The sequence below is a fragment of the Blastococcus deserti genome (genome assembly GCF_042682525.1).
Classification (GTDB): domain Bacteria; phylum Actinomycetota; class Actinomycetes; order Mycobacteriales; family Geodermatophilaceae; genus Blastococcus_B; species Blastococcus_B deserti.
The window spans coordinates 399,374-411,678 of sequence record NZ_JBHUHP010000001.1 but is presented as its reverse complement, the minus strand read 5'-3'; the positions used below and the strand labels follow the sequence as shown (position 1 = coordinate 411,678).

Here is a 12,305-nt window from a genome sequence, read left to right as displayed (position 1 = left end):
GATCCTGTGGGCATGCTTCCCGCCGGTCCCGCCGCCCTGCTCGCGAACGTCCGGGACCGCGACCCGGCCCGGCCACTGCTCACCCACTACGACGACGCCACCGGCGAGCGGGTCGAGCTCTCGGCCACGACGCTGGACAACTGGGTCGCGAAGACGGCGAACCTGCTGCAGGACGAGTTCGACGTCGGCCCGGGCAGCACCGTCGCGGTGGCCCTCCCGGTGCACTGGCAGACCGCCGCCGTGCTGCTCGGCGTGTGGAGCTGCGGCGCCGCGGTGCTCGACACCGCTGCCGAGGACGAGGACCGCCTCGTCGGCGTCGACGTCGTCCTCGCCGCGCAGGACCGCCTGCCCGCGTTGGAGGAGTCGGCCGGGGACGCGGAGCTGCTGGGCCTGTCGCTGCACCCTCTGGGAGCGGGGATGACCGGGTACGCCGGACCAGCCCGTGACTTCGCGCTCGAGGTCCGTACGGCGGGCGACCGCTTCGTCCCCTACGCCCTGCCCGACCCGGCTGCGCCCGGGCTGCTGGCCGGCGGTCTCGAGCTCGGCCTGGGCGGGCTGGTGGAGGCGGCGGCCGAGCTGGCCGGGCGGCTCGGCCTGGGTCCCGACGACCGCGTCCTGGTCGACGAGCGGACCGCCACGGAGGCCGGCCCCGTGGCGTGGTTGCTGGCACCCCTGGCCGTGGGCGCCTCCCTGGTCCTGTGCCGGAACGTCGATGTCGAGCGGCTGCCCGGCCGCGCCGCCACCGAGCGCGTGACTGCCACTCTGGGCGTCCGGGTCGACGGCGTCCGCGAGCTGGGCCGGACGGGCGGCGAGGAGTGACGTTCTCCGCCCTCGCGCACGACGCGGACACCGGCGAGCTGGGGGTCGCCGTCTCCTCCTGCATCCTGGCCGTGGGCCGCGCCGTCCCGGCGGCACGGGCCGGAGTGGGGGTGGTGGCCGTGCAGGCCCGCAGCCGGCGCGGTCTCGGCGGGAGCCTCCTGGGCGGGCTCGCCGACGGCACCCCGCCTGCCGTCCTGGTGCGCCGGGCCGCCCACTCCGCGGAGGACGCCGACCGGCAGATCGCCGTCCTCGGTGCGACCGGTGAGGTCGCCGCCGACACCGGTCCGGGGTCGTTCCCGGTCTGCGGGCACCTGACCGGTGACGGGTTCAGCGTGCAGGGCAACATGCTCGCGTCCGACGAGGTCCTGCCGGCGATGGCGACCGCCCTCGCGGCCGCGCGCGGCGACCTGGCCGACCGGCTGCTGGCGGCGCTCACGGCCGGGCAGGACGCCGGGGGCGACCTGCGGGGGCGCCAGTCCGCGGCGCTGCTCGTGGTCAGCGGCCAGCCGGCGACCGACGAGGACGACGGCGTGCGGGCCGATCTGCGGGTCGACGACTCGGGAGACCCCGTCGCGCAGCTGCGCATGCTCCGCAACCTGCAGCGGGCCTACGACGAGCGCGACTACGAGACCCTCGCCGTCTTCGCCCCGGAAGGCGCCCGCGACCTCTACGCCGCGCTGGCCGCGTCGCAGCGCGGCGACCGGGAGGCCGCCCGGGCCGCGCTGGAGGCGATGCGCTCGCGCCCGGGGTGGCGGGCGTGGCTCGCGGCGATGGCCGGGGACCCCCGCGTCGGCGCGGTGTCCCGGCTGCTCGGCGAGGGCTGACCGGACCGCCGGCCCGCTCGAATCCGGTCGCAGGTCCTCCCGGCGGGTGTCCCGGGGACGCGACCCGCTACGTCGACGTGACCGTGCCCCTGGTTCCCGGTCTGGCGCCGCTGTACCCCGGCGACACCGAGATGGAGGTCCGACGCGTGCAGCACCGGGCTCACGGTGATCCGGCGAACGTCTCGTCCCTGACGTGCTGGCTGCACTGCGGGACCCACGTCGACGCACCGGTGCACTTCCTCGACGGTCAGCCCGGCGTCGACGCCGTCCCGATCGAGACCCTGCTCGGGCCGGCCTGGGTGGTGGACGCGGCAGCGGAGCACGGCGACATCGACGCCGCGGCACTGAGCCGCCGGGACATCCCCGACGGAGCGGTGCGGGTCCTCCTCAGGACGTCGAACTCGGCGCTGTGGAAGGCGCCGACGTTCGTGGAGGAGTCGTCGCGGTCGCTTCGGACGCCGCCGCCGCGCTCACCGGGCGGCATCCGGCTCGTGGGCATCGACTACCTGTCCAGCGCCTCGTCCCGGGACCGGGCGCCCACGCATGAGACGTTCCTCCGCGCCGGCGTCACCATCCTCGAGACGCTCGACCTGCGGGCGGTCGACCCGGGCTGGTGGGACCCCACCTGTCTGCCGCTGCGCATCCCGGGCGCTGAGGCGCCCCTGCGCGGGCCGTGCTCAGCCGTTCGTGACCCGGTCCCCCGAGGACCGGCCGCTACTTCAGGAGACTCCGTGCGATCACCATGCGCTGCACCTGGTTGGTGCCCTCGTAGATCTGCGTGATCTTCGCGTCGCGCATCATCCGCTCGACGGGGAAGTCCTGGGTGTAGCCGGCCCCGCCGAACAGCTGGACGGCGTCGGTGGTCACCTGCATGGCGACGTCGGAGGCGAACGCCTTGGCCGAGGCGGAGACGCGGGTGACGTCGGGCCGGCCCTGCTCCCCCGCGGCGGCGGCGACGTAGACGAGGTGGCGGGCCGCCTCGATCCTCATCTCCATGTCGGCGAGCATGAACTGCACGCCCTGGAACTCGCTGATCGCCTTGCCGAACTGGCGACGGTCCTTGACGTAGGCGACCGCGGCGTCGAGCGCGCCCTGGGCGATGCCGACGGCCTGCGCGCCGATGGTCGGGCGGGTGAAGTCCAGCGTCCGCAGCGCGGTCTTGAACCCCGTGCCCGGCACCCCGACGATGCGGTCGGCCGGGATGGTGCAGTCGGTGAAGTAGAGCTCGCAGGTGGGCGAGCCCTTGATGCCCATCTTGCGTTCCTTTGGCCCGACGGCGAAGCCGGGGTCGTCCCGGTGGACGGCGAACGCGGAGATGCCGTTGGCGCCCTTCTCCGGGTCGGTCACGGCCATGACCGTGTACCACTCGGAGACGCCGGAGTTGGTGATCCACGCCTTGGCGCCGTTGAGCACCCACGAACCGCCGTCGAGGCGGGCGCGGGTCTTCATCGCGGCGGCGTCGGAGCCCGCCTCGCGCTCGGAGAGCCCGTAGCTGATCATGGCGTCGCCGGCCGCGATCGACGGGAGGACCTGCTGCTTCACGTCCTCGGAACCGGACAGGATGATCGGCATCGAGCCCAGCTTGTTCACCGCCGGGATCAGCGAGGCGCTCGCGTCGACCCGGGCGACCTCCTCGATGACGATGCAGGTCGCGATCGCGTCGGCGCCCTCGCCGCCGTACTGCTCGGGGATGTGGGTGGCGTGGAAGCCCGCGGCCGTGAGGGCCTTCTGGGCCTCGATCGGATAGCGGGAGGCGGCGTCGACCTCCGCCGCGAACGGCGCGATCTCTCGCTCGGCGATCTCACGGACGGCGGCCCGGATCGCCTCGTGCTCCTCGGTGAGGGCGTATAGCGCGGTGTTGCTACCCACGGGTAGATCGTAAGCCCGACCTGCCTCCCGGTCGGCATCGGCTCGCGACAGCCAGCCGATCGCGTCCCTGCGCCTACGGACATGGCCGGCAGATGCGGGGGAAGGTGTCGAGCTCTTGCGGCGTCGTGGACCCCGTCCACTCGGGGGCCACCGCCGCGACGGGTCAGCGGCCGCTGCGGACCGGGGTCCGGTCGTCGATCGGGCGGGAACCCAGGGGCCGGATCCACTCGTCGGAGACGACGTCCTCGGCCTGCTTCCGCGTGTCCGCCGGGGCGCGGCGGTCGTCCTCGCGCGACCCGCGGACGACCGCACCGAGTCGCTTGAGGTCGAGCGCCGACAGGCCCTGGACGATTGCGACCACCGCGAACGCCAGAAGCAGCGCGTGCGCCGGGATGAGGTACCGCGACTGGTCGGCGTCGTAGTCGGCCGCGTCGACGATCGAGATGAGCCCGAGCCGTGAGACCGCGGCGAACAACAGCGCGACGCCCAACGCCGTGAGCGGTCCGGCGGTCGCGCGACCGCGCCGGGACGCCAGCAGAGCCCCCAGGAGGACGACGCCCAGGACGACCGCCACGGGGAAGAGCAGCCAGTAGACGACGTTCACCGTCTTGTACTGCCACTCGTGGTCGCGGAAGTCCATGCGCTGGAGGGCGGCCTCGACCTCGTTGGCGGGCACCTCCGGGGCCACCGCGACGAACTCCGCCCGGGCCTCGGGGGATATCCCGAACGGCTCGTTGATGTGCTGGAAGGCGTTCCGCGAGGACAGGGTGCTGCCGGTGAGCCGGACGAAGGACTCGACCACCTGGGCGAAGGAGATCCGCGTCAGCGGCTGGACGGCCGACGGCAGTTTGATCCGGCAGTTCAGCTCGCCGCTGTCGCAGGCGTCGGCGATCTCGCGGCCCAGCTTCTCGAAGAACGCCTTCGACTCCGCTGCGGAGCCGAACGCTCCGGCTGCGGCCGCCGCGTCGCGGATGGCCCAGGTGACCCAGCCGCCCTGGTAGTCGCAGTTCGGCACGGTGTAGCAACCGGAGAAGCGCCACGGGTTCTGCCGGTTCTCCAGCTCCGGTGCCAGGAGCCCTGCCGTGGGGCTGACCTCGTAGACGGCTTCCCGCTGCTCCTCGTTGATCGGGACCCTGAACTTCGGCTCCCCCGCTTCGACGCGCTGCCATTGGGCGTAGGCGTCCATGAAGGCTCCGCTGGCGAGCTCACTGGTGGTGGCGATCCCGTAGACGGACTTGTTCGCGGCCAGCACGATGCCGACCGGTCCCAACATGCCCACGGCCAGGATGAGCGCGCTGGGCACCACCCGGCGCGCGGCACGTCCGGCCCACCGGCGGCCACCCTCGCGCCACGGCCGGTGCCGGAGGGCATGCATCAGAGGCAGCGCGCCGACCGCGACCAGGGCGGTGGGAACGACGGTGACGCCCTCCTCGCGGATCAGGACGTAGCCGGCCAACGAAAGGCCGGCGAGGCCCGCGGTGGCGAGTGCCCAGCCGAAGGCGCGCCCGAAGACCAGGTAGTAACTGGTGAGGAAGAGGGAGGTCACGAGGATGACACTGATGCTGGCGAAGAGGGCGTCCCGCCCGAAGTCGGCCGACCACGTGCTGAGGTAGATGGGGCTGAACGCGCACGCCACGAACGCCGGGACCGCGACGGCCAGGCGCTTGGTCACCACGAGGAGACAGAGCGCGACGAGAAGAGCGGCCAGGATCGCCACGAGCTGCTCGCCGGCCTTGAGCGGGATCCCCAGCCAGTTGCAGACGGCGATGAAGATCGAGTAACCGGGGACCTTCACCAGGGTGAGGTTCGTGTAGCCGTCCAGCCAGTGCTGGCCGAGGATCGACCTCGCCTGCCGGATGTACAGCTGACCGTCGTAGGGCGACTGCCCCAAGGGGCTCTGCACGCGGAGGCGCATGACGATCGTGGCGGCCGTCGACAGGACGACCACCAGGGCCGACGCGGACCAGGCCACGACCGGTCGTTCGAACAGCGCCCGGAGTCGCCTCCACCCCATGGTCAGGGCGCGGGTCGGCGTCGCTGTCGTCATTGAGTCCCCATCGTCGTTCACCGCTCGAGCACCGGACCGGACATGGCGCCGTGACCACAGCGCGCCGCGCTTGCACGGTCCGTCGACTCGAGAGTAGCGGGGCACTACCGGTTGTCGGCCTGCCATCACGCGCTGCGAGGGAAGCCACCGCCTCACCGGTCCACCCAGTCGCATGGACCACTCGCAGCCCAGTCCTGAGGCATCGCGACGGCCGGGCTCGCGGGCTCAGTCGGCGGAGAGGAGCCGCTCCTGGAGGGCGCGGTCCCGGGCCACCACGGAGTCGGCCAGGTCGACCTGGAAACGGGTCACCGCCTCGCGCAGGCCCTCGTCGGCGGCGGCCAGGATCCGGACCGCCAGCAGGCCCGCGTTGCGTCCGCCGCCGATGCCCACGGTCGCGACCGGGACGCCGGCCGGCATCTGCACGATGGACAGCAGGCTGTCCAGCCCGTCCAGGCGGTCCAGCGGCCGCGGGACGCCGATCACCGGCAGCGGCGTCGCCGCGGCGACCATGCCCGGGAGGTGGGCCGCTCCCCCGGCGCCGGCGATCACCACCCGCAGCCCGCGGTCGGCGGCGGTCTCGGCGTAGTCGAGCATGCGGCGCGGGGTCCGGTGGGCCGAGACGACGTGCGCCTCGTACGGGACGCCGAACTCCTCGAGCGCGCCCGCCGCGGGCTCCATCATGGGCCAGTCGGAGTCACTGCCCATGACGATGCCCACCACGGGGCCGCCGGACGCGTCGCTCATGCCGGGTCCTCAGTGCTCCTCGTCGCCGAAGGCGAACGCCGGGTCGACGACCCCGTCGGCCAGGTACCGGGCGGCGGCCGTCGCCCGCGCCCGCACCTCGTCGAGGTCGTTGCCGAGGGCGGTGACGTGGCCCAGCTTGCGACCGGGCCGCTGACCCTTGCCGTACCAGTGCAGCTTCACGTCCGGCCAGTGCGCCATCAGGTGGTGCACCCGCTCGTCCAGCGGCGGACCGGCCCAGTCCGGGGCGGCAGCCGCCCCACCGAGGACGTTCGCCATGACCGCGACGGGCGCCGTCATCGCCGTCGAGCCCAGCGGGTAGTCCAGGACGGCGCGCAGGTGCTGCTCGAACTGGCTGGTGCGCGCGCCCTCGATGGTCCAGTGCCCGGAGTTGTGCGGCCGCATGGCGAGCTCGTTGACCAGGACGCCGTCGGCGGTCTGGAACAGCTCGACGGCGAGCATGCCGACCACCCCGAGCCGGTCGGCGATGCGGACGGCGAGCTCCTGGGCGGCCGTGGCCAGCGCCTCCGGGAGGTCGGGGGCGGGGGCCAGCACCTCGGCGCACACCCCGTCGCGCTGCACGGTCTGCACCACCGGCCACACCGCCACCTGACCGAACGGCGACCGGGCCACCTGGGCGGAGAGCTCGCGGACCATGTCGACGCGGGCCTCGGCCAGCAGCGTCCCGTGGGCGTCGAGCAGCGCGGCGGCCTCGCCGGCATCGTGCACGACGAAGACCCCCTTGCCGTCGTAGCCGCCCCGCGGGGTCTTGAGGACCAGGGGCCACCCGTTCACCGCGCCGAACCGCTCGACGTCGGCCGCGCTGTCGACCTGCGCCCAGGCCGGCTGCGGCTCCTCCGCCTCCTGCAGCGCCCGGCGCAGCACCAGCTTGTCCTGGGCGTGGACCAGCGCATCCGGTCCGGGAGCGACGCGGTGCCCGGCGGCCTCGAGGGCGTGGAGGTGCTCGGTGGGCACGTGCTCGTGGTCGAAAGTGACGACGGTGGCGCCGGCAGCCAGCCGGTGCAGGTCGGCGAGGTCGCGGTGGTCGCCGAGGAGCACGTCGGCGGTGACGAGGCCGGCCGACTCGTCGGGTGACGCGGCGAGGACCCGGAGGCTCTGCCCCAGGGCGATCGCCGCCTGATGGGTCATGCGGGCCAGCTGCCCCCCGCCCACCATGGCGACGACGGGAAGGCCGGTCCGCGAGTCGAGTCCGGCAGGCATGGTGCCCCGAGGCTAGCGGCACCGCCGTGGCGGCGGTCGGCGAGGCCTGGCCGAGGCACCGTGTTCGTACACTTCGGGCATGGCCCCCGGTGTCGGACTCCGTCGACGCCTCGGCACCGGCGCCACACTCCTCCTGCGCGAGCTCAGCGCCTTCGGCGTCGTCGGGGCCGCCTGCTTCGTGCTCGACCTGACGCTGTTCCAGATCCTCTACAGCACCGTCGGCCTCGGCGCGGTCACGTCCAAGCTCCTCGCGTCCGCGGTGTCGACGTCGGTGGCCTTCGTGGGGCACCGCTACTGGTCGTTCTCCCGACGGGCCCGCTCGGGGCTGCGGCGGGAGTACGCGCTCTTCTTCGCGGTGAACGGTCTGGCCCTGGCGCTGGGCATGCTGATGATCGCGGCGGTCCGGTACGGGCTGGACCAGGAGTCGGCACTGGTCCTGCAGCTGACCAACGTCGCCTCCATCGCCGTCGGCACGACGCTGCGGTTCGTGCTCTACCGGCGCTGGGTGTTCCTCGCTCCGGTGGCGCCGGACGAGGACGGCCCCCGGACGACGACGACCGTCGCCGCGCCCCCACGCCCCGAGCCCGCTCGACCCTGAGCCCGCTCAGCCCGCCAGGCGCGAGCCGTCGCGGCCGCTGATCACCTCGAGCCGGGTCGGGATGCGGATGCGCAGCTCCTCGACGTGGCTGATGACCCCCACGGTGCGCCCGCCGCGGCGCAGCTCGTCGAGAACGGTCATGACCGCGTCGAGCGACTGCGGATCGAGGCTGCCGAAGCCCTCGTCGACGAAGAGGGTGTCCAGCTGCACGCCGCCGCTCTCGGCGGTGACCACGTCGGCCAGCCCCAGGGCCAGCGCGAGGGAGGCCATGAAGCTCTCCCCGCCGGAGAGGGTCTTGGTCGGGCGGCGCACGCCGGTGTACTCGTCGAAGACGTCCAGGCCCAGCCCACCGCGGGCTCCGTGGCGGCCCTGGGCGTCGCTGTGCAGGAACGTGTAGCGGCCACCGGACATCTCCAGCAACCGCCGGCTGGCCACCTCGGCGACCTGTTCCAGCCGGGCAGCCAGGACGAAGGACTGCAACCGCATCCGCAGCGTGTTCGAGCCGCGCCCGTTGACCAGGTCGGCCAGTGCCGTGACCTGGTCGCCCCAGGCACGCAGCTCGGCCAGTTCCAGCTCGGCCGCCGTCACGTCGCCCGCGAGCACGTCGAGGGCCGAGCACACCCGGCGGGCCCGTTCCAGCTCGGCCACCGCCTCCTCGCGCCGGCGGGTGATCACGGCGCAGCGCTCCTCCAGACCGGCGAGGTCGGGCACGGGGCCCAGCTCGGCGAGCTCGGGCTCGGCCAGCCGGGCCCGGACGACGCCCAGCCGGTGGTCGTGGCCGTCCAGCTCACGGTCGAGGTCCTCGAGGCACCCGTCGCCCAGGAGTGCGGCCCCGGCGAGGAGCACGTCGGCGAACCCGGCCGCCGCGGCGCGCTCCTCCGCGGTCCCGAGCGCCCGCGCGGCGGTCTCGCGGGCGCGGGCTTCCTCGGCGACCGCGGTGACCAGGGCCTCGCAGCGATCGGCTGCCCGGGTCAGGCGGGCGACGCGGGCGGCGAGGTCCGCGTCGTCACCGCGGGCGGCGGCCAGCCGCTGGTGGAGCTCGCCGAGCGCGTCGGCCAGTGATCGGCGTTCGGCCGTGCGGGCACCCAGTTCCTCCCGGTCGGCGGCGAGACGCGCGGCCGAGGACTCGCGCTCGGCCAGCAGCCGCGCCAGCTCGGCCTGCGCGGGGTCGAGCGTGCCGGCCAGCCCCGCCGTCTCCCGGGCGGTGGCCCGCAGCTCGGCCAGCGCGGCCTCCTGGTCGTCGACGGGGACGTCGCCCGCCCGCGCGCGGAGAGCGGCCAGTTCCCGCTCCAGGCTCTCGGCCTCCGCCGTGGCTCCGGTGAGCGCCGCCTCGGCGGCGTCCGCGGCGGCCCGGGCGCCGTCCTCGTCGGCGGCGGTGACCACCGGCCCGGCGTGTGCCGCCGGCCGGGGGTGCTGGGTCGAGCCGCAGACCGGGCAGTCGGCTCCGTCGGTGAGCTGGGCGGCGAGCTCGGCGGCCATGCCGTCGAGCCGACGGGACCGCAGGTCCAGCCAGTGCTCCCGCGCGTCGGACCAGGCCTCGCGCCGTACCTGGACGTTCCGGCGGCTGCCGCCGAGGCGCGCCTCCAGACGCTGGGCCGCCCGTGCGGCGTCGAGCGCCGCCGCCGCGGTGGCGACGGCGCCCTCCGTCGCCGGCAGCTGCACCGCGGCGGCGCGCGCCCGGGCCACCCGGTCCTCCTGCTCGGCCAGCCGCGCCGGCCAGGCCTCCGCCTGGCAGCCGGCCGCCTCGCACCTGCTGGTGAGGTCGGCGATGCGGTGGTCGAGGCCGGCGATGCGGCGGGTCAGCTCCTCGGCGCGGTCGACCTCGGGCAGCAGCGCCCGCGCCGCGGCCGCCTCGTCCCGCAGCGCCCGTACCGCCTCGGGACCCGGGTCGCGGCCGTCGGCGACCGCGGCCCACGCGGCCTCCGCCCGCCGCACCGCGGCGGCCGCCTGCTCGGCGAGGACGCCGGCGCCGGCGGCCGACTCCAGGCAGTCGCGCAGCGGCTCGGCCCGGCGGCCGGCATCCCGCTCGGCGCGCAGCACGGTCAGCTCCTCCTCGCGGGCGGTGAGCGCCGCCAGCTCGGCGAGGGCCCGCGCCCGGCGGTCGTGCCGGTCGGCGAGGGCGCGGGCGGCGGTGAGCTCGGCGTCGACCACGCCGGCGTCGGTGGCCGCCTCCTCGGCGCGCGCCGTCGTCGCCGCCAGCCGCTCCGCTGCCCTCGCCCGCACCGCGTCCACCCACGGACCGACGGCCGCACCGCCTCCGCCCCCGACCAGCTCGGGAGCGAGCTCCTCCGGCACGTCGACGTCGGCGACCTGGGCGACTCTTGCGAGCAGCGTGCTCACCCGCGCCCTGTGCACGGCGACGCGTTCGCGCGCCGCGGCCCGCTCGTCGGCCAGCCACTCCTCCGCGGAGGCGAACCGACCGACGTCGAACAAGGTGCGCAGCAGCTCACCGCGGTGCTCCGGTTCGGCTCGCAGGAACCGGGCGAAGTCGCCCTGCGGGAGGAGCACCACCTGGCAGAACTGGTGCACGTCGAGGCCCAGGCGGGTGCGCAGGTGCTCCGAGCCCTCGTCGATGCGGGTGCTGACCGGCTCCCAGCCGCCGTCGGTGAGCCGCTGGACGGTGAGGCGGGCCTGCTCGGTCGTGACGCCCTCGCCCCGCTTCTTCGGCCGCTGCTGCTCGGGCCGGCGCACGACGAGCAGCCGCTCCCCTCCCAGGGTGAGTTCGCAGGAGACCTCGGTGCGGACCGCTGCGCCGGCGTGGTCGCTGCGCAGCCGCTTCTCCTCGCCGCGCGCGCCGGGGACGGTGCCGTAGAGGGCGAAAACCACGGCGTCGAGCAGGGTCGTCTTGCCCGCGCCGGTCGGGCCCCAGAGGAGGAACAGGCCGTCCCGGCCCACGTCGTCGAAGTCGACCTCCGCGGTGCCGGCGAACGGGCCGAACGCCGTCAGGGACAGCCGGTGCAGCCTCACCGGCGCACCTCGGCACGACCGGCCGCACCCAGGGCCTGCGCCAGCAGCTCCCGCTCCGCGCTGCTGGCGGCCACCCCGCGGACGTGCGTCACGAACTCGGCTGCCACGTCGAGGTCGCTGCGGCCCCGCAACCGCTGCTGGTAGCTGCGGCCGTCGCCGCCGGACCCGGCGCCGGACCACTCGAGGTGCACGCAGTGGGGGAACCGGGTGCGCAGCCGGCGCATCGGGTCGACCGGGCGGACCGCGTCGGTCAGCCGGGCGGAGACGAAGTGGTCCTCGACCGCCCCGTGCGCCGGGTCCTCCAGCAGCTCGGCCAGGGTGCCGGTGAGGACGGTGAGCTCCCGGGGGGTCGGCAGGGGCACCGGGTGGACACCGGCCAGCCCGTCCGCGTCGAGGTCGACCAGCCAGGCCTGCTTCTGCTGCCCCGCCTCGCCGAAGGAATAGGCGAGGGGGGACCCGCTGTAGCGGATGCGCGGGGAGAGGGTCTGGGGACGGTGGAGGTGGCCGAGGGCGACGTAGTCGACGCCGTCGAACACCGATGCCGGCACCAGGTCGACGCCCCCCACGCAGATGTCCCGCTCGCTGTCGCTGGCCACACCTCCGCCGACGAACGCATGCGCGAGGACGACCGAGCGCGTGCCCGGCCGGAGGAAGAGATCGGACCGGACGCGCTCCATGGCCGCGCCCACGACGGCCTCGTGGCTGCGACCGCCACTGACGCCCAGCTCGTGCCGCGCCACCTCCGGCTCGAGGAAGGGCAGGCCGTAGACCGCCACCTCGCCGTGCCGATCGGCCAGCAGCACCGGCTCGTCGAGCCGGCCCGTGGACGCGCGCACGTGCAGCCCGGCGGCCGAGAGGAGACCCGAGAAGGTGCCCAGCCGGCGGGCGGAGTCGTGGTTCCCGGGCGTCATGACGACGGCCGCACCGGCGGCGAGCAGCCGGCCGACGACCCGGTCGAGCACCGCCGTGGCGTCGGCCGACGGCACGGCGCGGTCGTAGACGTCACCGGCCACCAGCACCACGTCGACCGATTCCGCCGCCACCACGCGCGCCAGCCCGCTCAGCACGGCCTCCTGCTCGGCCAGCAGATCGGTGCCGTGCAGCGTGCGGCCGAGGTGCCAGTCGGAGGTGTGCAGCAGGCGCATGGGCGGAAGGTAGGTCGCGCCACCGACAGAACCGGCTCAGGCGCGCCGTGACGGACCGGTCCCACAGCATCGGA

Annotated in this window: 10 protein-coding genes; 4 read left to right on the top strand and 6 right to left on the bottom strand. The window is 74.8% G+C overall.

Going from position 1 to position 12,305, the window contains the following annotated elements; all coding sequences use genetic code 11:
• The first annotated feature begins 12 nt into the window (after nt 1-12).
• The 3 genes from ACFSHS_RS02030 (at nt 13) to ACFSHS_RS02020 (ending at nt 2,425) form a co-directional block, all read left to right on the top strand.
• Nucleotides 13-819, top strand: a complete 807-nt coding sequence (locus ACFSHS_RS02030; RefSeq protein WP_376871107.1) for a TIGR03089 family protein — start codon at nt 13-15, stop codon at nt 817-819.
• Nucleotides 816-1,643, top strand: a complete 828-nt coding sequence (locus ACFSHS_RS02025) for a DUF1028 domain-containing protein (protein ID WP_376871105.1) — start codon at nt 816-818, stop codon at nt 1,641-1,643. The genes ACFSHS_RS02030 and ACFSHS_RS02025 overlap by 4 nt, the downstream gene beginning before the upstream one ends.
• 77 nt (nt 1,644-1,720) lie before the next feature.
• Entirely contained in the window at nt 1,721-2,425 is a 705-nt protein-coding gene (locus ACFSHS_RS02020) for a cyclase family protein (RefSeq protein WP_376871103.1), read from the top strand.
• On the opposite strand, the gene ACFSHS_RS02015 is transcribed toward ACFSHS_RS02020, so the two are convergent.
• The 4 genes from ACFSHS_RS02015 to ACFSHS_RS02000 all read right to left on the bottom strand — a co-directional run bounded on the left by ACFSHS_RS02015 (nt 2,358) and on the right by ACFSHS_RS02000 (nt 7,521).
• Nucleotides 2,358-3,512, bottom strand: coding sequence for an acyl-CoA dehydrogenase family protein (locus ACFSHS_RS02015; protein WP_376871101.1), 1,155 nt, complete (start codon nt 3,510-3,512; stop codon nt 2,358-2,360). The genes ACFSHS_RS02020 and ACFSHS_RS02015 overlap by 68 nt on opposite strands.
• A gap of 163 nt (nt 3,513-3,675) precedes the next feature.
• A complete protein-coding gene (locus ACFSHS_RS02010) occupies nt 3,676-5,559 on the bottom strand; it encodes a hypothetical protein (protein WP_376871099.1) in 1,884 nt (627 codons plus the stop codon).
• Nucleotides 5,560-5,784: 225 nt separating this feature from the next.
• On the bottom strand, nt 5,785-6,303 hold the full coding sequence (purE, locus tag ACFSHS_RS02005) for a 5-(carboxyamino)imidazole ribonucleotide mutase (protein ID WP_376871097.1): 519 nt from the start codon (nt 6,301-6,303) through the stop codon (nt 5,785-5,787).
• A 9-nt stretch (nt 6,304-6,312) separates the two neighbouring features.
• Entirely contained in the window at nt 6,313-7,521 is a 1,209-nt protein-coding gene (locus tag ACFSHS_RS02000) for a 5-(carboxyamino)imidazole ribonucleotide synthase (protein WP_376871095.1), read from the bottom strand.
• A 79-nt stretch (nt 7,522-7,600) separates the two neighbouring features.
• Between ACFSHS_RS02000 and ACFSHS_RS01995 the strand changes: the two genes are divergently transcribed.
• Nucleotides 7,601-8,119, top strand: a complete 519-nt coding sequence (locus ACFSHS_RS01995; protein ID WP_376871093.1) for a GtrA family protein — start codon at nt 7,601-7,603, stop codon at nt 8,117-8,119.
• Nucleotides 8,120-8,125: 6 nt separating this feature from the next.
• Here the strand turns inward: ACFSHS_RS01995 and ACFSHS_RS01990 are convergent, their stop codons facing one another.
• Nucleotides 8,126-11,086: an AAA family ATPase gene (locus ACFSHS_RS01990; protein WP_376871091.1), complete on the bottom strand. Its 2,961-nt coding sequence runs from the start codon at nt 11,084-11,086 to the stop codon at nt 8,126-8,128.
• On the bottom strand, nt 11,083-12,231 hold the full coding sequence (locus ACFSHS_RS01985; protein ID WP_376871088.1) for an exonuclease SbcCD subunit D: 1,149 nt from the start codon (nt 12,229-12,231) through the stop codon (nt 11,083-11,085). Before ACFSHS_RS01985 ends, ACFSHS_RS01990 begins: the two co-directional genes overlap by 4 nt.
• Nucleotides 12,232-12,305 lie beyond the last annotated feature (74 nt).

Excerpts from the sequence above, each read along its gene's own strand:
- ACFSHS_RS02030 (WP_376871107.1), top strand. The coding sequence starts at position 13 with ATGCTTCCCGCCGGTCCCGCCGCCCTGCTCGCGAACGTCCGGGACCGC.
- ACFSHS_RS02010 (WP_376871099.1), bottom strand. The coding sequence starts at position 5,559 with ATGACGACAGCGACGCCGACCCGCGCCCTGACCATGGGGTGGAGGCGA.
- purE (WP_376871097.1), bottom strand. The coding sequence starts at position 6,303 with ATGAGCGACGCGTCCGGCGGCCCCGTGGTGGGCATCGTCATGGGCAGT.
- ACFSHS_RS02000 (WP_376871095.1), bottom strand. The coding sequence starts at position 7,521 with ATGCCTGCCGGACTCGACTCGCGGACCGGCCTTCCCGTCGTCGCCATG.
- ACFSHS_RS01995 (WP_376871093.1), top strand. The coding sequence starts at position 7,601 with ATGGCCCCCGGTGTCGGACTCCGTCGACGCCTCGGCACCGGCGCCACA.
- ACFSHS_RS01985 (WP_376871088.1), bottom strand. The coding sequence starts at position 12,231 with ATGCGCCTGCTGCACACCTCCGACTGGCACCTCGGCCGCACGCTGCAC.